Source organism: Arthrobacter arabinosi, assembly GCF_054511115.1.
The window spans coordinates 101987-126127 of sequence record NZ_JBTNDF010000004.1 but is presented as its reverse complement, the minus strand read 5'-3'; the positions used below and the strand labels follow the sequence as shown (position 1 = coordinate 126127).

Sequence of the window (24141 nt, the reverse complement as noted above, 5' to 3'; positions counted from 1 at the left end):
AATACAACCGGGAGTGTTTTCCGACCCCGCAAACACGGGGGTCGTTCCACGTGAAACACCCGTTGCTTCCCCGGCGTCCGGCGACGCTCCCGCGGCCAGGAAGGCTGCGAAGGGCAAGAGCGTGATGGAGGCGATGGACGATTCATCCCCTCTCGGGCGAGAGCTGGCGAGTGAGACCAGGCGCCGTGAGAAGCTCCTCGGCAAGGAACTCCCCAAGCCGAAGAGCACGCGCATCATGACCATCAGCAATCAGAAGGGCGGAGTCGGCAAGACGACGACGACGGTCAACATCGCCGCTGCCCTCGCGACGGCCGGACTCCAGGTGCTGGTGATCGACATCGATCCGCAGGGGAACGCGTCGACGGCCCTGAACATCGACCACCACGCCGATGTGGACTCGATCTACGACGTCCTGATCGACGACGTTCCGTTGGGCGACGTCGTCGTGGTGTGCCCGGATGTACCGAACCTCATCTGCGCCCCGGCGACGATCCACCTCGCGGGTGCGGAGATCGAGCTGGTCTCCCTCGTGGCCCGCGAGCAGCGGCTCCGCCGTGCCATCGATGTCTACGCCAAACAGCGCGAAGAGAAGGGTGAACCCCGCCTCGACTTCGTCTTCATCGACTGCCCGCCGAGCCTCGGTCTCCTGACGGTCAACGCGTTCGTGGCTGCGAAGGAAGTGCTCATCCCGATCCAGTGCGAGTACTACGCACTCGAGGGACTCAGCCAGCTCCTGAAGAACATCGAGATGATCCAGAAGCACCTCAACGCCGACCTGGCGGTCTCGACGATCCTGCTGACGATGTACGACGGGCGTACGAACCTCGCGGCCCAGGTGGCCGCCGAAGTGCGGGAGCACTTCCCCCAGCAGGTTCTGAAGGCCGTGGTCCCACGTTCGGTCAGGATCTCCGAGGCGCCGAGCTACCAGCAGACCGTCATGACGTACGACCCGTCGTCCAGCGGGGCCCTGTCCTACCAGGAGGCTGCGGCGGAAATCGCCGCGCGGTCCTGAACAAGGCCGACCGGCACCCCGCTGGGCCTTGCAAGACGTAGAGCTGGAGCAGAGCTCCAAATCGTGGAAGGAATGACATGGCGGAAAAGCGGCGTGGCCTGGGCCGGGGATTGGGCGCTTTGATCCCCAGTGCTCCTGCTGAAGAGGTAGTGGAGCAGGTCGAGCCCGAGCGGGTGGAGGAGGCGCAGAAGTCCCGGGGCCCAGAGAGGGCCTCCAACGCGCGGACTTCCGGCGGAAGGCCGGTGGACCTGTTCTTCGAGCGCGTGACAGAAGACGACGTAGCCGAGCAGCCTCGATCCTATTCCTCTGCCCTCCGGAGTGGCATCAACAAGAATGTCCTCGAGGCCCAAACGAAACGGGTTGCGAAGGGTTCGGGACGCAAGCCTGCTTCGACTGTCGGTCGAGCGCAGGACTCGTCGTCGTCCGCCGGGGAGAAGGCCGCGCCCGATGCCGCTTCCTCCGCGAAGGGCGGTGCCGGCCGGGACGAGCCGAAGGACCAGGAGAGCCGCGCTGGTGCCGACTCCGCCGATCGACCTTCTCCCCCGGAGGCAGAGAAGGCAGATCGGGCGTCGCCGCAGGAGAACAAGCGCCCGGGTGACGCTGAGCCCGTCACCGCTACTGCGCCGGGGGACGAGGCCGTTTCCCGGAGGGCGCGTCCTGAGACCGGAGTGCCGTCAGGGGACGTATCACCGTCAGGGGAATCCGCCGCCGTTTCACGTGAAACGCCGCCCGCTGCACCTGTGGAGGACACGGGTTCGAACAGCGGACTTCTCGAAGTGCCGGGAGCGACCTTCGCGGAGCTCTCGCTCGCCAGCATCCATCCGAATCGCAAGCAGCCCCGCGTCGAGTTCAACGAGGACGAATTGGCGGAGCTCGTGCATTCGATCCGGGAGATCGGCGTGCTGCAGCCGGTCGTGGTGCGCCCCTCCAAGGAAGCCGGAGACGCCCCGTACGAACTGGTCATGGGAGAGCGGCGACTCCGGGCATCGCGCGAGGCCGGAATGGAAACGATCCCGGCGATCATCCGATCGACCCTCGACGACGATCTGCTTCGGGACGCCCTGCTCGAGAACCTCCACAGGAGCGCCCTCAACCCCCTGGAAGAGGCCGCTGCCTATCAGCAACTGCTCGACGACTTCGGGTGCTCGCACGACGAACTCGCCGGGCGGCTCGGACGCTCAAGGCCGCAAATATCCAACACGCTGCGGTTGATGAAGCTCCCGCCGCTTGTGCAGCGACGCCTGGCGGCCGGGGTGCTCTCTGCGGGCCACGCCCGCGCCCTGCTCGGACTCGCGGATCACGCCGAGATGGAGAAGCTGGCACAGAGGATCGTGGCCGAGGGACTGTCGGTGCGATCCACGGAGGAAATCGTGGCCCTCAGTGGAGGACTCCGACGGGCCACCAAGTCTGCGACTCCCCGGGATGGGGCCCGCCACGAGCGGCTCGACTATCTGGCGTCGTCGCTCTCCGACCGCCTCGACACCAGTGTGAAGATCACTCTGGGAGCAAAGAAGGGTCGCGTTAGCATCGAGTTCGCCAGTGTGGATGATCTCAACCGGATCATCGGCGTGCTTTCCCCCTCCAAGGATCGAGAGTAAGCCGCGGTCCCGTTTCACGTGAAACGGGACCCTCACTGCCGTACCGTGTATCTGTGCCCATATGGGCATCCTGTTGGTGGCCGGCGCCGCGCGTGTCATGGCACGGCATGCCCGCGAGTCCGGGAACCCCCGTGTGTCCCCTCTCTGACATCTGATTCAATCGCGTGATCATCATCGGAGCGCCTCGGTTCGAGCGGACGTTCGAGCCGGGGCGTGCACGCGGCCATGCCGTCTTGCCGACGGGCGTGAGTCCGATCAGTCCCGACTGTGTGTGCCTGGAGCCGGTCGACGTCTGATTCATTGCCCGGCCGAGCGGTACCGATCCGTCCGCGCAGGTCGGGGTTTCACGTGAAACGGAGCCCAGGATACGCACAACGCCCGGCCGTGCGTCCTCCCCCTTTCCATCTCACCGAGTAGGCTGCTGGATATCTTGACGTCGATCCCAGGGCGTCCTTCGGCCCTGGGGTTCTGTTCCTCACTCCTAAGATCAATAGGGACGTGCCGTCTTGCACCCACCTCCCGGTTCACGGGCGGCCGCCTCCCCCTGCACGCACAGTTCCCCCCTACCTGAAGGAGATGATTCCGCCCCATCGTGGGCTCCCAGAAGCAGGCCCAAGACACGGTCCAGCGGCGCTCCGCCGTTTCACGTGAAACGTCGGGTTCTCGGCCCGCCAAGCGCGACTGACGATCCCTGCCCGTTCCGCTCCAAGGGCGGGCGGTCGGAGACAGCATCTCGGTCGACCACGCCCGACGTGGAATCTCGAGAATGGCCGTTCGCTCGGACCGGCAGTGTGGGAGGAAGCCCGATGCGCCGACCCGCGCAAGAACAAGCGCTGTACCCGAACCGAGCGGCCCGCGTCTGGTCGCCGGGAGTAGGCGCAGTCGTTAAGCCTGGCAGCTCGACCGGCGCGCAAGTCAGGGTTGCACCAGGGCAGGCGGGCTCATCCACGGCAGCCCCGCCCGTTGATCAGGATCGCGCTAGCCGGGAAGAGAGAAAGTGGAAGGACAGCCCGGGCCGGGCGGAGGAGTATCGGGACTGGAGAGCCTGTGCCACCGTCTGCGAGATTCCGCGGGTCGGTCTTCGCGGTGGCCGGCGCCTGTTCGGATGTTTCACGTGGAACGGGGTCGTCCTCCTGACGCCTTCGTGTGCGGCGGCGGGCGGAGCGCTACGTTGCGAGCCTGCGCTGCCAGAGCAGCCGAACGCTCAGGGAATCGAGGTTCAGGAGTCGCCGGTACCACGCGTGGCTGAGAGGGGTGAATTCTTTTCCGCTGTCTGGATCCCTCCTGCGGGCACGTTCGCAAGCAACGATCAGTCCACCTGAAGGCATAGGTGAGGGAGACGCAAAGAACTCGTCTCCCGGGGAGCCGATGCCCGCGTCCTCGACACTGCCCCATGACGAACCGCGACGGCGGTGGTTCAGGGACGAACCGCGACGGCGTGGTCCAGGCACGATGTCCTCGGACACTACTGCGACCGGACCGAATGCCGCTCGGCTCTCCTGCGGGCTGTCCCACCACGGATCTATGGGAACGGCAGGATGTGCGGAGCCGCGATGCACGCTCCGGCGTGCGTGAGGATCCGGGGCTCCGGGAAGCGCGAGGCCGCTGCGGCCGTGGACGAGGGGCAGCGGAATGACGACCGATCTGTGCAGCCCGCCTGCAATCGTTCCACGTGAAACGCCCGCGTCGATTCATACGTACGGTCAGTGGGTGTCAGGGAGGATCAGGTGCCGAACGGCCGGCCTACCCTTCTCCGAGCGCTCTCGCGTGCCGTTCGGACGCGAGTCGTCAGGATCCACTGACGTCGCCGGGTGGCGAATAGTCGGCCCCCAGTCCCTGTCGATCTGGCGCGGCCACCCTGATGGAGCGATCCTTCGCGCCGAAAATCGCAGATCATCAACTCATATGGGTTGAGCCCGGCGAGCGAGATGGCGGCCGGAGGTTTCACGTGGAACCGCGATCCCGATCGTACGATCGGCCCCTGCCCCCGCCGTGTTCATTCCTCCTCCATCGGACGGTTGTGCCGGCGGGCTCCGGTGCGTCTGCGCGGCTGCGCCGACCGTCCGTTACCTGCCGATCCGGGTCGCTGCGGAGGATGAGGGTGTCCGGCTCTCCGCACCAGGCAAAAGAGGCACGGCGGGCCCGTCGGGGAGGGAGGGTGTGCCCCTCGAAGGCACGAACGTCTCGGTGCACACAGCAGGGGCCCGCCGGATCAATCCGGCGGGCCCCACGACATGCGTATGGATCAGTTGATGAACGCGGCGAATTCCTGCTCGAGGACTTGCTTCGGCTTGGCGCCGATGGAGGTGGCTGCCACCTCTCCGCCCTTGAACACGTACACCGCGGGGATCGAGGTGATGCCGTACTTCGCAGCGATGGCGGGGTTGTCATCGACGTTGACCTTCACGACGTCGACCTTCTCGCTGTGCTCCGCCGCGATGTCGTCGAGGATCGGCGAGAGCATGCGGCAGGGTCCGCACCACTCCGCCCAGAAATCGACGATGACCGGCTTGCTGGCCTTGAGGACGTCGGCGTCGAACGACGCGTCCGTCACATCCTTTGCGTTGCTCATGGTGTTACTCCTTGCGTAGGTGGTTGATCAGAGGGTGACCGACTCCGACACGGCTTCGGCGGGCGGGGTGGGTACGGTAGCGGCGGTCATCGCAGTGCTGACGGTGTCGGCCAGATAGTGTTCCACGTCGAGGGCCGCGACACAGCCGCTTCCCGAGGCCGTGATGGCCTGGCGGTAGGTCGGGTCGATGACGTCGCCGGCGGCGAAGACGCCGGGAAGCGATGTCTTGGACGTACGACCGAGCACCGCGATGGTACCTTCGCTGGTCAGCTGGAGCTGATCCTTGACGAGCTCCACCCGTGGGTCATTGCCGATGGCAACGAAGATGCCGGTGACGTCCACGTCACTGGTCGACCCGTCGAGAGTGCTCGCGACCCTGACCCCGGTGACCTTGTCCGCGCCGTGGATCCCGACGACCTCCGAGTTCCACAGGAAACGGATCTTCTCGTGGGCGAACGCCCGGTCCTGCATGATCTTCGATGCTCGAAGGGTGTCGCGTCGGTGGATCACCGTCACGGAACGGGCGAATTTCGTCAGGAAGAGGGCCTCTTCCATCGCCGAGTCGCCGCCTCCGACCACGGCGATGTCCTGGTCGCGGAAGAAGAAGCCGTCACACGTCGCGCACCAGCTCACCCCGTGCCCGGACAGCCGCTTCTCGTCGTCGAGCCCGATCTCCCGGTACTCGGAACCGGTCGAGATGATGACGGCCCGGGCGAGGAATTCTTCGCCCGTAGCGATGGTGAGCTTCTTGATATCGCCGGAGAGCTCCGCGGAGACCACATCCTCGTAGAGGATCTCGGTGCCGAACCGACGGGCCTGCTGTTCGAACTGTTCCATCAGCTCCGGGCCCATGACGCCCTCCGGGAACCCGGGGAAGTTCTCCACGTCGGTGGTGTTCATGAGTTCACCACCGGCCTTGACCGAACTGGCGATCATCAGCGGCTTCAGATTGGCCCGGGCCGTGTACACCGCGGCGGTGTAACCCGAAGGACCGGAGCCGACGATGATGACGTCGTGGATCTTCTGCTCACCACCGGTGGCGTCTGCCGTGGGTGTTTCCAGCTGGACCTCGGTGTGCGTTGTCACGTTGTCGAAAGACCTTTCTGTCGTCTCCTGCGCTGGTCCGGACCTGCCGGATGTTCTCGCGGATACCTCCGTCAACGGAGCCGCAAAGGTGATTATTCCGTTGAGCGGGGCATGCGGATATGACCGGAGGTGCTGTCAGCATGCCCCCGGTCGGCACACGGGCGGGTCAGCTGACCGTGATCTCGGCGATCCTGAGCCCGAAGGGGAACTGGGCCTGGATGTCGGAGAGCCGCGGCAGCTGCGTGAAATTGATGATGACGTACTTCCCGGTGACGGGGCCGTCCGCGCCGGCGGGGATCGGCAGGTCCGCGGTCGGTGCGGTGAACCCGCCCTGCGCGATCTGTTCGGCGCCGTCGAGGGTGGGCCGGTCGTTCACGAGCACCGAGAAGGTACCCCCCGCGGCATTCAACTGATCGATGGAGACCTCCGTGATGGTGGACTCCTCCTCCAGTTCGACGACGAGCGCCAGGTTCGTGGCGAGCCCCCCGAACGTGTCGCTTGCGTAGACCTGGTTGCCCCAGAACGTGGCGGGGTTCCCGTCGATGATCAGCGGGAGCGTCCCGTCGTTGCCGGCATCGAGTCCGGGATTGTCGGGGACGAGTCGGGTGATGCCCGCAATCGCGGGAGTCACCGCCGCAGGAGTGGGCTCTGCCGACGGTGTGGCCGCCGGTGCTGCCGTCGTCGGGCTGTCGGCGGGTGCGCTCACGGAGGGGGTGGATTCGGCGTCGGCCACGGGACTTCCACCGCTGAAGACGGACCCCAGATGCGTCGCGGCCAGGACGACGGCGACCACGAGGACGACGGTGAGCACCGTGCCGACGAGGATCCGGGTGAACTTCAGCCCACCGCTGTCGTCGTCGTCCCTGTCCGTCTGCTCCGTGTCGAACTCGTCGGGATCATCCGACCCGGAGGAACGGTCGTCCTCGTCGCTGTACGTGGACAGCGGGAACATCGAAGCTGCCCGCCCCGCCTTCTGCCCACGGGCGGGGGAAGCCGCACGAGCAGGGGAATCGGCATCGGCAGGGGAGGCGGTACCGGTGGGGGAAGCCGAACCGACGGAGGCCGCCCCGGTGGCGGAGGCAGCGCCGACCGCACCCGCGCCCGCCGCCACGGCGGCGGCGCCGAGGCGCCCGCCTCCGTTACCGTCACCGGTCCCGTCTCGGGTGTCCTCCCGGGATGCGTCAGTGGAGCCGGCGGAGGACGCCCCGCCCGGCCGCCGACTCGGAGGTGGCGGCACCCGGTGCGAGGACGAGCGCTGGCCGGACACGGGCTGCGCGGCGACCGACTGCGCGGCGACCGGCTCCGCGACGGCAGATCCCGCCGTTACCGGCGGGAGATCGGAGGTGTCGTCCTTCGCCGCGTCTCCGGAGGTCCGCCGGCTGAACCGCCGCGCCAGCCCGGCGAGCCGCGAGGGGCGCTGCTGACGGTCGTCGTCGTAATCGTCGAAGTGGTCGTCGTCGTCGTAGGTCTCGGGTTCCGTGGAGCGCGGACGGCCGAAGATCTCGGAACCGAGCGTATCGGTGAAGAACGGTTCGACGTACGGCGCGTCCTGCTGGACGATGAGGTCCAGCATGTCGGCGGCGGGTGCGCGGTTGGTCACCAGGTAGGTGCCGGAGTCGGTGATACCGAGGTCGAGGACCTGGATGTTTCCACTGCGGTCGCCCGTGGCCAGTTCCCTGGCGCTCGTAGCCACCTGCGCAGCATTGCCGGGCGAGGCGACGAGGATGCTGACGGCCCGGTTGAGGACCTGGTCGACGCCGTCGAGCACGAGATCCTTCTCAGCAGAGGCCAGTACGTAGCCGGTCACCTTGTACCGGCCACCCAGCACTGAACCGACGTCTACTGCTTCTGGCACGTGTTCCTCCCCGGAAACGCTGGCTGATTTGTCCCCATGCTACCGGTCGGCCGGCCCATTCCCCGGCTGGTGATCAGGCGTTGCTCCGGCGGAATCGTGCGAGGAGCGGGCCTGCCAGCTCGGTGAGTTCACTGACGCGCAGCAGTTTCAGCATGACGACGTACACGACGGACATGAGCACTCCGCCGAGCGCGAGCACGGCGAACGCATTGAGTTTCGACTGCCACAGGAAGCCGTCGGCGCTGTACCCGCCGGACGCCCAGCACAGCGCGGTGCCCGCGACGGCAGCGACGATGCCGGCAAGGATGAGGCGGACATGGACGTCGAAGACGTGCCCCGCACCATAGGAGCCGATCGCGCGCGTGAGGAACACATGACTCACGACCACGGCGATCGCATTGCCGAGCGAGTAGGCGACGGCGAGCATCGGCACGATCAGCGGGGGGTCGAACGTGCTTGCGATGAGGGCGAAGACGACCCCGACGACGGACAGTACGACCTGGATCTTGAGCGGGGTCCTGACGTCCTCGCTGGCGTAGAAGACCCGGTTGAGGAAGAAGTTCGCACTGAGGAACGGGGCGCCCACGGCGAGGATCGCGATGATCACGCCGTTGATGGCGGCGCTCTCCGGGGACTCGCTGAACAGGACCCCCAGGGGTCCTGCGAAGGTGAGCAGTGCCGCCGCACCGAAGACGGTGGCGACGCCGATCATGCGCAGCCCCCGGGAGAGGGTGGTTCGAACGGTCGGCAGGTCGCCGTCGGCGTGCGCGGACGAGAGCTGGTTGAACATGACCGTGGCCAGCGACAGCGCGATCACCGAATGCGGCAGCTGGTACACCATCGCCCCGAACTCGAGGTTGGTGGAGCCGGCGATCTGCACCGGGGGGTCCTGGGCGAGAAACCTCTGCCGGGCGTCGGAGGCGATGGTGGCCACGCGCAGGTTCACGAGGTAGAGGCCGTTGCCGATGAGCATCGTCACGATCGTCACCGACGCGAGCTTGCCGGTCCGGCCGAGCCCCGTCCCGCGGATCCCGAACTTCGGGCGCAGGCCGAGGTCGAGGCGCTTCAGCGGGACGAGCAGCACGAGCGCCTGGATCACGATCCCGAGCGTGGTCCCGCCGGCCAGCAGTGCCGTCTGCGCCGTCGTCCACGTCTCGGGCCGGTGCTGTTGCGCCTGCTCGCCCCCCATCAGCGCGATGAAGACCACCAGGAACGCGATGGACACCACGTTGTTGACGACGGGCGCCCACATGTAGGGGCCGAACGAACCGTTGGCGTTGAGGATCTGCCCGGTCACCGCGTAGATCCCGTAGAAGAAGATCTGCGGCAGGCACCAGAAGGCGAACGCGGTGGTGAGGGCGAGGTTCGCCCCCGTGAAGCTCGTGGTCACGCTGACGATGACGGGCGCGGCGAGCGTGACGAGCACGGTCAGGACGAGGAGCGCGGCTGCAGTGAGGGTGAGGAGCCGGCTGACGAAGTCGGCGCCCCGGTCAGGCTGCCTGCTGGCGCGGATGATCTGGGGGACGAGGACGGCGTTGAACACGCCGCCCGCCAGCATGAGATAGAGGAAGTTGGGGAGGTTGTTCGCCGAGGTGAACAGGTCCGACACCTGCCCGGTGGCACCGATCGCCGTCGCCAGGAGGGCCACGCGGACGAGGCCCAGGATCCGGGAGACGAGAGTGCCCGCGGCCATGATCGCACTCGACCGGGCGGTGGAGCCGCCGCGGGGCGCGGAAGGATCGGCGCGGGCGGGGTCCTGCAGGGGTACCGAGGCTGTGTTCGTGTCAGACATCGCTCCCCATCGTCTCACCGATGGGACGACGACGGCGCGCCGCGGCCCGGGCGCGGGGGCCGCGCACCGGGTTCAGAGGTACTCGGGCAGGACCTCGCGGGCGAGATCGGCGATACGCCGCTCGTTGGGGAAGGACAGGCGGCGGCCGAGGTCCTGCAGGGGCACCCAGGCGACGTCGACGGCCTCGTGGTCGGGATCGTTCTCGATGGTGAGGTACCCGCCGGTACTGATCAGGAGGTAGTGGTGGACGGTCTTGTGCACGCGGTGCCCACTGACCGTGAACCAGTAGTCGATGCTGCCGAGCGCGGAGACGATCCTGCCCTCGATGCCCGTCTCCTCGGCGATCTCCCGAACCGCCGCTTCCTCGTTGTTCTCCGCGCCCTCGGGGTGGCCCTTGGGCAGGCACCACTCGAGGCGCCCGCCGCGGTTGAGGCGGGCGATGATGGCGACGTCGAGGGTGTCCTTCGAGGCGTCGACGACGATGCCCCCCGCTGACACCTCCTCCACCGTGGGCAACTGGTGCTGCACGGCAGGCATGCCCGAGGTTCCCATTGACACTGTCAACGGGGTGCGCTTCGGAGCACTTGGAACGGGTCGGTCCATGCAGACCACTCTAACGATCTTTGTCCACGGGGGATGACGGTACGGCCCGTTGCCCACCCGTTCCGCAGCAGCGTCACGGACCGGGGCGGCCCGGTCCGCGGTGTGGGAAACGGGTGCGGGTCTGGCACCCTTAAGGGACTATGGCGCACCTGCTGGACACTTCGACCCTCACCGCACCCCTCCCTCCTGTTGTCCTCGAGGTCGGCGAGCTCTTCGACGCCGCGGGCCATGAGCTCTCACTGGTCGGCGGACCGGTGCGCGACCTCTTCCTCGGCAGGGTGTCGCCCGATCTGGACTTCACGACGGACGCCGACCCGGACCATACGCTGGCGATCATCAGGCGCTGGGCGGACGCGTACTGGGAGATCGGCCGGGCGTTCGGCACGATCGGTCTCCGCAAGGACGGGTACCTGATCGAGATCACCACGTACCGCGCCGAGGCCTACGACCCCTCCTCCAGGAACCCGACGGTCGCCTTCGGCACGAACCTCGACGACGACCTCCAGCGCCGCGACTTCACGATCAACGCCATGGCCCTGAGGCTGCCCTCCCTCGAACTCGTCGACCCGTTCGGCGGGGTCCGGGACCTTCACGCCGGTGTCCTCCGCACCCCCGGCACGCCGTCGTCGTCGTTCTCCGACGACCCCCTGCGCATGATGCGTGCCGCCCGCTTCGTCTCCCAGCTGGGTGTGGCGGTGGCCCCGGAGGTGACCGAGGCGATGACGCAGATGTCGGAGCGGATCTCGATCATCTCCGCCGAGCGCGTACGGGACGAACTGGTCAAGCTCCTCCAGGGCAGGGCGCCGGACACCGGGATCGACCTGATGGTGGAGACGGGTCTCGCGGACCACGTGATCCCGGAGGTGTCCGCCCTGCGGCTGGAGACGGACGAGCACCACCGCCACAAGGACGTCTACCAGCACTCCCTCACCGTCCTGCGGCAGGCGTGCTCCCTCGAGTCGGACGAGACCGGGCCGGTCCCGGGGCCCGACGTCGTCCTCCGGCTCGCCGCCCTCCTGCACGACATCGGCAAGCCCGCGACCCGGAAGTTCGAGCCCGGAGGCGCCGTCAGCTTCCGGCACCACGACGCCGTCGGCGCGAAGCTCGCCGCGAAGAGGCTGCGGGCGCTGAGGTTCGACAACGACACCATCAAGGCCGTCGCGCGCCTCGTGGAACTGCACATGCGGTTCTACGGCTACGGCGAGGCGGGCTGGAGCGACTCCGCGGTCCGCCGCTACGTCAACGACGCCGGCCCCCTCCTCGAACGGCTCCACCGCCTCACGCGCTCCGACGTCACCACCCGCAACCGGCGCAAGGCCGAACGGTTGGCGTTCGCCTACGACGACCTCGAGGCGAGGATCGCCGCGCTCGCCGACCAGGAGGAGCTGGCCTCGATCCGCCCCGACCTCGACGGCGAGCAGATCATGGCGCTGCTCGGTGTCCGCCCCGGCCCCGTGGTGGGCCGCGCCTACCGGTTCCTCCTCGAGGAACGCATGGAGCACGGGCCGCAGGACCCCGCCGACGCACGGACCAAGCTCCGGCAGTGGTGGAGCGAGCAACCCGAATCCCAGGAGAGCACACCATGAAGCCGTTGTCAGGCGCCGCAGCACCGGACCTCACGCCGTCGGGAACGCCCCTGCCCCGCCTCTGGCTGCTCCGGCACGGCGAGACGGAGTGGTCGAGGGACGGCCGCTACACGGGGCTGACGGATCTCCCCCTGACCGGCTACGGGGAGGAACAGGCGCTCGCCGCGCGCGAGCACCTCCAGGGCGTCGACTTCGACCTCGTGGTGACCTCCCCCCTGCAGCGCGCCGTCCGCACGGCCGAGCTCGCGGGCTTCCCCGACGCCGAGGTGCTGCCCTACGCCCACGAGTGGGACTACGGCGACAACGAGGGGCTGAACAGTGCCAAGGTGCGCGCGGAGAACCCCGACTACCTGATCTGGAACGACGGCGCACCGCACGGGGAGACGCTGGACCAGGTGGCTGAGCGGGCGGACCGCGTGATCGCCCGGGTCCAGGCGGGGTGCGGTACAGCCGCCGACGACGATCCCGGGGCGACGCCCGTGCAGAACGCGCTGCTCGTGGCCCACGGACACTTCCTGCGGATCGTCGCGGCCCGCTGGCTGCAGTTCGGCGGCATCGAGGGCCGGCGCTTCGTCCTCGGCACGGCCGCGGTCTGCGCGCTCGGCTGGGACAAGCACACCCCCGCCATCGTGCACTGGAACCTCTAGGCGCCGTCGGGCCCCGACGTCTGGTGCGGTGGCCCGCGGACGACACGCCGGAGGGCCCACTCGAGCGGACCGGTCCGGTACCGCATGAGGAGGACGCAGCTGGCCGCAGCCTGCCCGGCGAAGAGGACGACGACGACCGCGACCACGGCGGTGGGCGGGAGGCGGTCCATCAGACCCAACCCGTAGCCCGTGAAGACGAGGCACAGCACGGCGGACTGGGCGAGGTAGTTGCTCAGGGACAGGCGGCCGGTCGGAGCGAGCACTGCCGTGACGACGCGTCCGGCGCGTGATCCCAGCACCAGCAGGAGGGACGCGGCGTAGCCCACGGTCACGAGCGGAGACACCACGACCGAGAGAGCGGTGGACAGGAGCGGCACCGCACCGCCGCCACCCCACACGTCGAGGTAGGCCGAGTATCCCGAGCCGGCCAGGCCGAGGGGGAGGGCCAGGACGACGACGCGCCACAGCACGGCACGCCGCGGCACCGCCGGTCGGAGGATGCCCAGCATCGCCAGGGCGGAACCCGCCAGGAAGGCCGCGAGGGCGAGCGGCCCCTGGAAGGACACGACGGACGGAAGGACGACGCCGTAGGTCGCCGCATTGGCGGCGAGTGCGGCGGCAGGGGACGCCGTCGGCGTGATCGACGCGCCGGGGGCGTCGGTACCGGCCCCACCATCGACGAGCAGGAGAGCCGCTGTGGCGACGAGGAGCAGGGCCGTCCCCAGCGTGATACCGAGCGCGAGACCGAGCCGTGCACGCGGTGCCGCGGACCAGGCGGCCAGCAGGACCACACCTGCCAGCGCATAGGTCAGGAGGATGTCGCCGTAGAACAGGGTCAGTCCGTGAACGACGCCGAGGACCCCGAGGAAGACGAGGCGCCGTGTCATGAGGGGCGTCCGTTCGCTGCCGGCTGCCGCTGCCAGCACGACGGACCCGTAGCCGAACAGCAGCGAGAACAGCAGGTAGAACTTGCCCTCGAAGAACATCACCACGGTGAACCGGATCCCCAGGTCCACCCGTGAGGCGGTGGACGGGTCCCGGCCTCCTGCCAGATGGGACGAGTCGGCGAAGAACCACACATTGACCATGAGGATCCCGAAGAGGGCGAAGCCCCTCAGGGCGTCGATCTGCGCGATACGTGAGGTCCCACCCGTCGGTCCCGGCACCCGGTTCCACCTCTCCCCGCAAATATCCCGATGAATTCACCAGAAGGGCTATGCCTGCGCATATTCCATACGGTAGCTTTGTCCACGTGCCATTGGGTCTTCCCAACCCGAACAGTTCGCGACGCGAACAGTTCGGGACTCGAACCGCGAGGGACCCCTGGCCGCATGACCACAGGTCACCCGACGGACTGGAGGTGGAGATCGTGAATACCATGCTCGGCGGAGCCTTTGCCCGCCTGACCGATCCTGCCTTCGTCGTCCGTCTCCATTAGGAAGTCGGCGCACCGGCGGTAGCCGGCCGACCCAGCACCGTCCCCCGTGCCCGTGCGCGGCTTTCCTGTCATCCTTTTCCCCCCGGCAATGCCATTCATGGCTGATCCCTGCCGAATTCCGTCCTGCCGAAAGTCCGTCATGCCCCATTCCAGGCCCATTCCTGCCCGATTCACCGACAATTCCTCCGCACCATTCCCTGCCTCCGGCGAATTCATCATGGGCGGATCCCTGACGCCGGCAGGTCCGATACAGGACCTGCCGCATGGTCGGGGATCCCCCATGCCCGGCTTCCGACATCGGAAGGAGGTACAGCGGATGCTGAGGAGATGGAGGAACGTCCTCTCCCTGGGGCGGCGCCGGGCCGAACGGCCACGCAACCCCCGGGAGGCGTCCCAGCGGTACACGCTGCCCCGGCACACCACCTACATCAGGTGACCCGTCGGCTCCCGCCGTGCCGACTGCGACCGGCGATCAGATCAGCGATCCCGGGTGCGGTCGGCGGGCGGCGATGGTCCGGTGTGCGGTCGGAATGGGGCGCGGGAATCCGGCGTTATAGGGTCGTGAGGTCATACGACCGGCCTTTTCCCCTGCCGGTCGGAAGGGAGATGGTGTGTCCGGCGTCAGGCGCGTGGCCATGCTGTCCCTGCACACCTCCCCGCTCGAGCAGCCCGGCATCGGGGACGCGGGCGGCATGAACGTCTATGTCCGGAGCACGGCCCTGGAACTCGCGGCGGTCGGGATCGACGTCGAGATCTTCACCCGGGAAGCGGGTGAGGGACGCCCGCGGCGCGAGGTGCTCGCCGACGGCGTCGTGGTCCACCACCTCGACGCGGGACCCCGCCACCGCATCCCGAAGGAGGACCTCCCGGGGCTGTCGGACATCCTCGCCGGCGCGATCACCGATGTGGCGGACCTCCTCGCGGACGGCCACTTCGACGTCCTGCATTCCCACTACTGGGTGTCCGGAACGGTGGGCCTCACCCTCAGCCGGCAGATGAACCTGCCCCTGGTCCACTCCATGCACACGATGGCGAAGGTCAAGAACCTGCGCATGAGGACACTCAGCGCCCCGGAACCGGCGGAGCGGATCGCCGGCGAGCAGGAGATCGTCGCAGGGGCGGCCCGCCTCATCGCGAACACGACCACCGAGGCGACCGAACTCATCGCACTCTACGGTGCCACCCCCGACAGGGTCGACGTGGTGGCCCCGGGCGTGGACCTGTCGACGTTCCACCCCGGGGACCGGGCCGCCGCGCGGGCCTCGCTCGCCTTCCCTCCCGGGCAGTTCCACGTGGTGTTCGCCGGCAGGATCCAGAAGCTGAAGGGACCGCAGGTCCTCGTCGCCGCAGCCGCGGAACTCCGACGCCGTCGGCCCGACATCCCACTGGCCGTCAGCATCCTCGGCTCGGGCAGCGGCTCCGAGGCGCTCCCGCTCCAGCCCCTCATCGACGACGCCGGCCTCACCGGGGACGTGCGCCTCTACCCGCCGGTCACCGCTTCCCACCTCGCCCAGTGGTTCAGGTCCGCGGACGTGGTGGCCATGCCGTCCTTCAGCGAATCCTTCGGCCTCGTCGCGCTGGAGGCGCAGGCCTGCGGCACGCCCGTGGTCGCCGCCAACGTGGGCGGGCTGCCCCAGGCCGTCAGCGACGGGCGCAGCGGGCTCCTCGTCGACGGCCACGCCGCAGGCGCCTGGGCGGACGTGCTCGAACGGCTGTACGACGACACCCGCCTCCGGGAGACGCTGGGCCGGGGCGCCGCCACGCACGCGCTGGCATTCGGGTGGCAGCGCACCGCCCTGCTGACGGCCCAGAGCTACCGCACCGCCGTCGAGCGTTTCTCCACGGCCACCGCCCGCTGAAGCTCCCGCCCCCGCCGCCTAGGATGGAGGCGTGAATCCTGCCGAGCTCGCCGCATACCTCGACTCCGTTCGCATCACCGGACCGGTGGCCACACCGAGGCAGGACAACCTCAAGCACATGCGGCTCTTCCTCGAGGGCAACGAGCACCTCGAGTTCGGGGTGGAACACACGCGCGAGTGGACCTACGACGACGTCTTCGACCTCATGCACGACCGCGTGGGGACGAGCCCGGACCGGAACCACACGGAGGGCCAGGACACCATCGACGCCGTGAAGTGCGTCGCCGCCCTCGACCGGCTCGCCGACCGGCTGGGGGCGTCCGCCCGCCGGAGGGAGCGGATCCTCTTCGCGACGGGCCACCCCGCGGGCCTGCTCCCCGTCCATGCCGCCCTCGCGCAGGCGGTAGCCGCGGCCGGCGCCACGGTGGTGCGGGTCCCGGAGGGGCGCCGCTTCGGGGCGGGGGACATCCGCCAGATTTTCGGGGTGCTCGTGTGGCACCAGCACGGCGGGCTCATGCACACCCACTTCCCCGAGCCCATGCGCCTGAGCCTCGACACGCTCACCGGTGCAGGCCATGACCTGCCCGACCTCGTCGTGGCCGATCACGGGTGGGCGGGCCATGCGGCGAGTGCGGGCCTGCCGACCGTCGGATTCGCGGACTGCAACGACCCCGGACTGTTCGTCGCGGAGGCGCAGGGCCAGCTCGACGTCGCCGTGCCGCTCGACGACAACGTGAGCCCGGGGCTGTACGAACCCCTCGTCGACTACGTCCTCGGGCGGGCCGGGCTCCCGCGGGCCTGACCCGCGGGCGCTGGTAGGTTGGCCGCATGAGCGATCTCGAGATTGCCCGCGCTGCCGCGGTCAGGCCCATCGAACACATCTCCGATGCCGCAGGAATCCCGCGGGACGCCCTCGAGTTCCACGGCCGGTACAAGGCGAAGATCGACCCGCGCCTGCTGCCCGAGGACAACCGCACGCCGGGCAAGGTGGTCCTGGTCAGCGCCATGAGCCCCACCCCCGCCGGCGAGGGGAAGTCCACCTGCACCGTGGGGCTCGCGGATTCACTCGCCCGGGCGGGGCAGCGCGTGATGATCGCCCTGCGCGAGCCGTCCCTCGGCCCCGTGCTCGGCATGAAGGGCGGCGCCACCGGCGGCGGCTACTCGCAGGTGCTGCCCATGGACGAGATCAACCTGCACTTCACAGGCGACTTCCACGCCATTACCTCCGCGAACAACGCGCTGGCCGCCCTCATCGACAACCACATCCACCAGGGCAACGAGCTCGGCATCGATCCGCGACGCATCACGTTCAAGCGCGTCCTGGACGTCAACGACCGCGCCCTGCGCGAAGTGGTCATCGGCCTCGGCGGGCCCGCGCAGGGGACGCCCCGGCAGGACGGCTTCGACATCACCGTGGCCTCCGAGATCATGGCGGTCTTCTGCCTGGCGAGCGACCCCGCCGATCTGAAGGAACGCCTGGCGGACATCACCTTCGGCTACACCTACGACCGCCGGCCCCTGACCGTCCGCGACCTCCGGGTCGAGGGCGCGCTGGCGCTGCTGCTCAGGGAGGCCATCAAACCGAACCTCGTGCAGACCATCGCCGGCACGCCCGCCCTCGTGCACGGCGGCCCCTTCGCGAACATCGCGCACGGGTGCAACTCCGTCATCGCAACCCGGACGGCCCGCCGCCTCGCGGACATCGTCGTCACGGAAGCCGGCTTCGGCGCGGACCTCGGGGCCGAGAAGTTCATGGACATCAAGGCGCGGGCCGCGGACCTCGCCCCCGACGCCGTCGTGATCGTCGCGACCGTCCGCGCCCTCAAGATGCACGGCGGGGTGGCCAAGACCGACCTCGCCCGGCCCGACGTCGATGCCCTGCGGGAGGGCACGGCCAATCTCCTCCGCCATGTGCGGAACATCGAGAAGTTCGGTATCCCACCGGTCGTGGCCGTCAACAGGTTCGGTACGGACACCCAGGAGGAGCTCGACTGGCTGCTGTCCTGGTGCGCGGGCGAGGGGATAGCAGCGGCCGTCGCGGACGTATGGGGCCAGGGCGGCGGCGGTCCCGGCGGGGACGAGCTCGCGGCCGAGGTGCTCGCGGCCCTTGAGCGTCCCGTCACCTTCTCCCACCTCTACCCGCTCGACCTCCCCGTCGAGGTCAAGATCCGCAGGATCGTGCAGGAGATCTACGGCGCGGACGGCGTCGACTTCTCGGTCCCGGCCCTGCGGCGGCTGAAGGAGATCGAGGCGAACGGGTGGTCCGGACTGCCCGTGTGCATGGCGAAGACCCAGTACTCGTTCTCGGATGACGCGAGCCTGCTCGGCGCACCCAAGGGCTTCACCGTCCATGTCCGGGACCTCATCCCGAAGACCGGAGCCGGGTTCATCGTCGCACTCACGGGCTCGGTGATGACGATGCCCGGGCTGCCGAAGGAACCGGCCGCGCTCCGCATGGACGTGGATCCCGACGGCAACGCCGTCGGGCTGTTCTAGCGCCCCGCCCCCGGTCCGGGCGTGGACGCACGAGGGGCCGGGACGGCGATGCGTCCCGGCCCCTCGTTCCTGCTGCCTAGCGCTCGATGTCACCGCGGATGAAGGCCTCGACCTTCTCGTGGGCGACGTCGTCGGCGTACTGCTCCGGCGGGGACTTCATGAAGTAGCTCGACGCCGAGAGGATCGGTCCGCCGATCCCGCGGTCCAGGGCGATCTTCGCCGCGCGGATGGCGTCGATGATGACGCCGGCCGAGTTCGGCGAGTCCCAGACCTCGAGCTTGTACTCGAGCGACACGGGGGCGTCGCCGAAGTTGCGGCCCTCGAGGCGGACGAAGGCCCACTTGCGGTCGTCGAGCCAGGCGACGTAGTCCGAGGGGCCGATGTGGACGTCGTTGGCCCGCAGCTCGGCCTTCACGTTCGAGGTCACGGCCTGGGTCTTGGAGATCTTCTTCGACTCGAGGCGGTCGCGCTCGAGCATGTTCTTGAAGTCCATGTTCCCGCCGACATTCAGCTGGTAGGTGCGGTCCAGCGTGACGCCGCGGTCCTCGAACAGCTTCGCCATGACGCGGTGGGTGATCGTGGCGCCGATCTGGCTCTTGATGTCGTCACCGACGATCGGGACACCGGCTTCGGTGAACTTGTCCGCCCATTCCTTGGTGCCCGCGATGAACACGGGGAGGGCGTTGACGAAGGCGACGCCGGCGTCGATGGCGCACTGGGCGTAGTACTTGGCGGCGTGCTCGGAGCCGACGGGCAGGTAGCAGACCAGGACGTCGGCCTTCGAGGCCTTGAGCTGGGCGACGATGTCGACGGGCTCCTCGTCCGACTCGACGATGGTCTCGCGATAGTACTTGCCGAGACCGTCGAGGGTGTGGCCGCGCTGGACGATGACGCCGGTCGGGGGGACGTCGGCGATCTTGATCGTGTTGTTCTCGCTGGCACCGATCGCCTCGGCGAGGTCGTGGCCGACCTTCTTGCCGTCGACGTCGAACGCCGCCACGAACTGGACGTCGCCCACGTGGTACTTGCCGAACTCCACGTGCATCAGGCCGGGAATGACTCCCGACGCATCCGCGTCGCGGTAGTAGTGCACGCCCTGGACCAGCGACGCGGCACAGTTGCCGACTCCAATAATTGCCACGCGAATGGGGTTCTGTCCCACAGTTCTCCTCGAAAGCCAGTTGAGTATGCCCCGGCCGTCATCGCCCGCGGCGCGATCGGCAGGAAATGCCAGTCTACGTCCCCTTTCCAACGACGGCGGCGGCCCGGTCATTCCTCCCCGGCCCCCGGAACCCCCGGTCCCATGCCCGGAGCGCCGACCGACCGCGGCACGGGACGGATAGGCTCGGGGGCATGACCTCGGCCACGGGCAGGCGCGGCCCCTACCGCATCAGCGTCCCGAGCCGGTCCGATCCGGCGCTGCGGCCCCTGGTCGAAGGTATCGGAGGCCCGCTCGGGCGCCGCACCGATCCCGGCCGCATCTCACCCGGGTGGTTCACCGTGGAGCGGGTACTGATCCTCCTGACGGTCTGCGCGGCGGTCCTGGCCGTCGTCGTCAAGAACCCCTGCCGGCTCCAGGGCTGGTCCTCTCCCGACTACTTCTACCGCGCGTGTTACTCCGACTGGACCGAGCTCTACCAGAGCAGGGGCCTCGGCGAGGGCGTCCTGCCCTTCATCACGCCGGGCGCGCTCTTCGAGTACCCGGTGCTGCTGGGGCTGCTGGCCTCCGGGACGGCCGTGCTGGTGGAGGTGCTCGCCGGCGGTGAGGCGGCGGGCGCCTCCCGCCTCTACTTCGACGTCAACGCCGTCCTCCTCGCCGGCGTGTGGATCCTGACGGTCCTCGCGACCCTCCGTCTGGCCGGTCGGCGACCCTGGGACGCGGCCGTCGTCGCCACGGCCCCGGTCATCGTCCTGTCCGGCACCATCAACTGGGATCTCTGGGCCGTACTGCTCGCCACCGCGGGCATGCTGGCGTTCGCGCGGGAGCGGCCCGTCCTGGCGGGGATCCTCTGGGGACTCGGCGCCGCGGTGAAGCTCTACCCGGTCCTGATCCTCGGGGCGGTGCTGGTCCTGGCGATCCGGACGGGACGCTACCGTCCCCTCGCGGGGGCCCTGGCCGGTACGCTCACCGCCTGGCTCGCGGTGAACCTGCCGTTCCTGCTGCGTGATCCGGCCGGGTGGGGGTACTTCCTCACCTTCTCCGAGACGCGCGACGCCGGATTCTCCTCGGGCTGGTATGTCTACAACGCCCTCGCGCGCCAGGCCGGGACCGCGACCCTCACCCCGGGCGTCATCAACGCGGGCGCCGCCGTCTTGTTCGTGCTCGCCTGCGCGGGCATCGCCGTCCTTGCGCTGCGGGCGCGGCGCCGGCCCCGGTTCGCGCAGCTGGTACTGCTGATCGTGGGCGCGTTCATCCTCTGCAACAAGGTGTACTCGCCCCAGTACGCCCTGTGGCTGGTGCCGCTCGTGGCGCTCGCGGTACCCCGGTGGCGGGTGGTCCTCGCCTGGCAGTCCGTGGAGATCCTCCACTGGGCGGCGGTCTGGCTGTACCTGGGCGGCATGACGGGCGGAGGTCCTGCCGAGCACAATCTGGGACTGGGTACCTACTCGTGGGCGGTCCTCGCTCATATGCTCGGCGTCGCATACGTCATGGGGGTAGTGGTCGCCGACCTTCTGGCACCCCGCCGGGACGTCGTGCGGCGCATCGGCATCGACGACCCCCAGGGCGGTGCGTTCGACGGTGCTCCGGACCGCTTCACCCTGTCGGTCCATCGACCCCTACCCTGGCGCCGACCCGCGGCGGAACCCGGGACTCTCCGGCGAGGATCCACGGGTGCTCCGATAGGCTTGCAGGACCGCGCGGACGCAACCGCATCCCCTCCGGCCGACGGGAGCGCCCCCCAGCCGACCGGCGCTCCGACCCGCAGCGGCCGATCCTCGACCAGTGCAGGACCCCCCAGTGAGAGACCCCCAGTGAACGAAGCCCTCCTGACCTACAGCCCGCTCGACCGGCAGGCGTTCGACGCCGTCGCCGTCGCGCACCCCCATGTCGTGATCCCGATCGAGCAGACACCCGACTGGGTGGACTTCGAGCGGGCCCTCGGGCGTACGCCGCTGGGCATCTGGGCGTACCGTGACGCCGCCGGCACGCTCGTCGCGACCGCCGGCCTCGTGCACGTGGTGCGTCGCTTCCGGGAGTCCGTCGTCGTGGTCAACGGGCCGGTCTGGTACGCCGAGCGGACGCCGGCGGCGGAGCGAATGCTCCTGCAGACGGTGCGCCGTCAGTTCCGCGACCATCCGACGGTGCATCCGCTCTACGTCCGCCTGCAGGTCGCCACCCTGCAGCCGCCGGCCACGGGCCCGATCGAGCACGGCTGGTACGAGCGGGAGATCGTCGTGGACCTCACGCCGTCGGAAGGGGACCTCCTGAAGAGTTTCCGGCCGAATGCCCGCAACAGCATCCGTCGGGCGCAACGCAACGGCGTCGAGATCAAGCATATTCCCAGAGAGGAATGGAAGGCGGTCTTCGCAGCCGAACTGTTCCCGATCATGCAGGAGACCGCCGAGCGCGACGGCTTCCAGTCCTTCGACTCGTCCTACTATGAGACGCTCCTGACCGTCCTCGGTGATCACCTCCGCCTCCTCGTCGCCTACCGCGACGGGCAGCCGCTGAGCTGGCTGATCACCACGGAGTACCGGGGCTATTCCGTCTACTACTTCGCCGGCAGCACGCACGCGGCGCGCAGCACGTTCGCGCCCTACCTGCTCCTGTGGGAGGCGCTCAGGACGCTCAAGGCCGCGGGCAACACGGCGTGCGGACTGACGGGCATCGAGAGCGAGAACTACCCTTCGCTGGCCAACGTCACCACGTTCAAGAGGAACTTCTCGAAGAACGTGGTGGTGGTGCCGACGACGTACGACGTCCCGCTCGACGCGGGCCGCTACGCGGCGGTGTCGTCGCTGCTGGCCGCGCGGCGGAGGGGGCCCGCGGTCGCACGGCGGACCGTCGGCCGTGTCCGTGCGGCGGTCGCCCGCGTCGGCGGTTCCGGCCGGACGGGCACGAAGGTCTGACCGGCGGGGATCGCCCCCGCCCGGGAGAGAGGAAGCCATGGTAGATGTCGAGGTTGTCGGCGCCGGCCCCAACGGGCTCGCGGCCGCCGTCGTCATGGCGCGGGCAGGCCTGTCCGTCCGGATCCACGAGGCCGCGCCGACCATCGGCGGCGGGTCCCGGTCCATCGGACTCATGCAGGAGGACCACCTCCACGACTTCTGTTCGGCTGTCCACCCGATGGCTCTCGCGTCGCCGTTCTTCCGTGCCTTCGAGCTGAGCCGCCGCATCGGTTTCGCCGTCCCCGAGGTCTCCTTCGCCCACCCGCTCGACGGCGGACGGGCCGGCATCGCCTATCGCAGCCTCGAGAAGACGGTGGAAGGACTGGGCGCCGACGGCGAAGCCTACCGGCGGCTCCTGCAGCCGCTCAGCGAGCGCGAACAGGACATCCTCGCGTTCACCCTGAACCACGTGGTGCGCTTCCCGAAGAGCCCGGAGGCCACCGTGCGTTTCGGTCTCGCGGTCCTCGACCAGGGACTCCCGGGGTGGAACCGCCGCTTCAGCACGGAGGAGGCGAAGGGCCTCGTCACCGGGGTCATGGCGCACCCCGTGGGCACGCTCCCGTCCCTGACGGGTGCCGGTGCCGGCCTCGTGCTGAACCTCCTGGCCCACACCGTGGGCTGGCCCATACCGGTCGGGGGATCGCAGTCGATCGCGGACGCCCTGGCGCTCGACGTGCTGCAGCACGGTGGGGAGATCGTCACGGACAGCCGGATCGAGACCCTCGCCCAGGTGTCCGACGCGCGGGTGGTGCTGCTCGACGTCGCGCCGACGACGTTCCGGTCGATGTCCCGGGGGCGCCTCCCCGCGGCCTATGAGAAGGCCCTGGCCGCCTTCACCTACGGCAACGCCGCGTGCAAGGTGGACTTCATCCTGTCCGGGCCCGTCCCCTGGACCCATCCCGAGCTGCACCGCGCCGGGACCGCCCACCTCGGCGGGACGAGGGAGGAGATCGCCGCCGGCGAGAAGCAGGTCAACCGCGGCATCCACCCGGACAGCCCCTACGTCCTGCTCTCCCAGCCGTCGTCGTTCGATCCCACCCGCGCCCCGGAGGGCCGGCACACGCTCTGGACCTACTGCCATGTGCCGCGCGGATCCACGCGGGACATGGCGGAGGCCGTGACGGCGCAGATCGAGCGGTTCGCGCCCGGCTTCCGTGACGTCGTCGTCCAGAGCCACACGACGACGGCGAGCGAGCTCGAGGTGTACAACGCCAACTACGTGGGCGGTGACTTCAGCAGCGGGGCGGTGAACCTCCGCCAGATCGTGGCACGTCCGGTGCCGTCCCTGCAGCCCTGGGCGACGCCGCTCCAGGGCGTCTACCTCTGCTCGCAGTCCACCCCGCCCGGGCCGGGCGTGCACGGGATGGCAGGGCTCAATGCCGCGAAGCTGGCCCTGAAGCGCGAGTTCGGGCTGTCCGTACCGGCCCTGGGACTCTGAGACGGTCCCTACCGGCGCCGACCGGTCCCGCGCAGCTGCCGTGGTCGAT

17 protein-coding genes are annotated in these 24141 nt (G+C 69.0%); 9 read left to right on the top strand and 8 right to left on the bottom strand.

The genetic code is table 11. The features are described from left to right. Positions 1-124: 124 nt before the first annotated feature. Both ACX80P_RS11965 and ACX80P_RS11960 read left to right on the top strand, forming a co-directional pair. A complete protein-coding gene (locus tag ACX80P_RS11965) occupies positions 125-1012 on the top strand; it encodes a ParA family protein (RefSeq protein ID WP_459278521.1) in 888 nt (295 codons plus the stop codon). Positions 1013-1089: 77 nt separating this feature from the next. Then, a complete protein-coding gene (locus ACX80P_RS11960) occupies positions 1090-2610 on the top strand; it encodes a ParB/RepB/Spo0J family partition protein (protein ID WP_459278321.1) in 1521 nt (506 codons plus the stop codon). 2245 nt (positions 2611-4855) lie between these two features. On the opposite strand, the gene trxA is transcribed toward ACX80P_RS11960, so the two are convergent. The 5 genes from trxA to ACX80P_RS11935 form a co-directional block, all read right to left on the bottom strand. After that, positions 4856-5182, bottom strand: coding sequence for a thioredoxin (gene trxA / locus ACX80P_RS11955; RefSeq protein WP_459278320.1), 327 nt, complete (start codon positions 5180-5182; stop codon positions 4856-4858). Positions 5183-5209: 27 nt separating this feature from the next. After that, entirely contained in the window at positions 5210-6202 is a 993-nt protein-coding gene (gene trxB / locus ACX80P_RS11950; protein WP_459278520.1) for a thioredoxin-disulfide reductase, read from the bottom strand. A gap of 232 nt (positions 6203-6434) precedes the next feature. Continuing rightward, positions 6435-8123, bottom strand: coding sequence for an ABC transporter substrate-binding protein (locus ACX80P_RS11945; protein ID WP_459278319.1), 1689 nt, complete (start codon positions 8121-8123; stop codon positions 6435-6437). Positions 8124-8196: 73 nt separating this feature from the next. Further along, positions 8197-9915 carry a murein biosynthesis integral membrane protein MurJ gene (gene murJ, locus ACX80P_RS11940; RefSeq protein ID WP_459278318.1) on the bottom strand — a complete coding sequence of 573 codons (1719 nt, stop codon included), beginning with the start codon at positions 9913-9915 and terminating at the stop codon, positions 8197-8199. 72 nt (positions 9916-9987) lie between these two features. Beyond that, positions 9988-10518 (bottom strand): NUDIX hydrolase, encoded by a 531-nt coding sequence (locus ACX80P_RS11935; RefSeq protein ID WP_459278317.1) that lies wholly within the window; start codon positions 10516-10518, stop codon positions 9988-9990. 140 nt (positions 10519-10658) lie between these two features. Here ACX80P_RS11935 and ACX80P_RS11930 point away from each other — a divergent pair, with 140 nt between their 5' ends. Together ACX80P_RS11930 and ACX80P_RS11925 are read left to right on the top strand one after the other, a co-directional pair. Next, positions 10659-12104, top strand: coding sequence for a CCA tRNA nucleotidyltransferase (locus tag ACX80P_RS11930; RefSeq protein WP_459278316.1), 1446 nt, complete (start codon positions 10659-10661; stop codon positions 12102-12104). Next, entirely contained in the window at positions 12101-12751 is a 651-nt protein-coding gene (locus tag ACX80P_RS11925) for a histidine phosphatase family protein (RefSeq protein WP_459278315.1), read from the top strand. Before ACX80P_RS11930 ends, ACX80P_RS11925 begins: the two co-directional genes overlap by 4 nt. Here the strand turns inward: ACX80P_RS11925 and ACX80P_RS11920 are convergent. Both ACX80P_RS11920 and ACX80P_RS11915 read right to left on the bottom strand, forming a co-directional pair. After that, positions 12748-13917, bottom strand: a complete 1170-nt coding sequence (locus tag ACX80P_RS11920; RefSeq protein ID WP_459278314.1) for a DUF418 domain-containing protein — start codon at positions 13915-13917, stop codon at positions 12748-12750. The two genes, ACX80P_RS11925 and ACX80P_RS11920, sit on opposite strands and share 4 nt — an antisense overlap. Positions 13918-14093: 176 nt before the next feature. Further along, positions 14094-14408, bottom strand: a complete 315-nt coding sequence (locus tag ACX80P_RS11915; protein ID WP_459278313.1) for a hypothetical protein — start codon at positions 14406-14408, stop codon at positions 14094-14096. A gap of 392 nt (positions 14409-14800) precedes the next feature. Between ACX80P_RS11915 and mshA the strand changes: the two genes are divergently transcribed. From mshA to ACX80P_RS11900, 3 genes are read left to right on the top strand one after another with little or no spacing between them, the layout of a single operon-like run. Then, the gene (gene mshA / locus ACX80P_RS11910) at positions 14801-16048 is read left to right on the top strand and encodes a D-inositol-3-phosphate glycosyltransferase (protein ID WP_459278312.1); all 1248 of its coding nucleotides are present in this window, start codon (positions 14801-14803) and stop codon (positions 16046-16048) included. 31 nt (positions 16049-16079) lie between these two features. Further along, on the top strand, positions 16080-16850 hold the full coding sequence (locus tag ACX80P_RS11905; protein ID WP_459278311.1) for a phosphatase: 771 nt from the start codon (positions 16080-16082) through the stop codon (positions 16848-16850). A 26-nt stretch (positions 16851-16876) separates the two neighbouring features. Further along, entirely contained in the window at positions 16877-18544 is a 1668-nt protein-coding gene (locus tag ACX80P_RS11900; RefSeq protein WP_459278310.1) for a formate--tetrahydrofolate ligase, read from the top strand. Positions 18545-18620: 76 nt separating this feature from the next. On the opposite strand, the gene ACX80P_RS11895 is transcribed toward ACX80P_RS11900, so the two are convergent. Then, the gene (locus ACX80P_RS11895) at positions 18621-19706 is read right to left on the bottom strand and encodes an inositol-3-phosphate synthase (protein WP_459278309.1); all 1086 of its coding nucleotides are present in this window, start codon (positions 19704-19706) and stop codon (positions 18621-18623) included. A 191-nt stretch (positions 19707-19897) separates the two neighbouring features. On the opposite strand from ACX80P_RS11895, the gene ACX80P_RS11890 reads away from it, so the two are divergent. Together ACX80P_RS11890 and ACX80P_RS11885 are read left to right on the top strand one after the other, a co-directional pair. Then, positions 19898-22615, top strand: a complete 2718-nt coding sequence (locus ACX80P_RS11890; protein WP_459278308.1) for a peptidoglycan bridge formation glycyltransferase FemA/FemB family protein — start codon at positions 19898-19900, stop codon at positions 22613-22615. A gap of 37 nt (positions 22616-22652) precedes the next feature. Beyond that, entirely contained in the window at positions 22653-24092 is a 1440-nt protein-coding gene (locus ACX80P_RS11885) for a phytoene desaturase family protein (protein ID WP_459278307.1), read from the top strand. Positions 24093-24141: the final 49 nt, after the last annotated feature.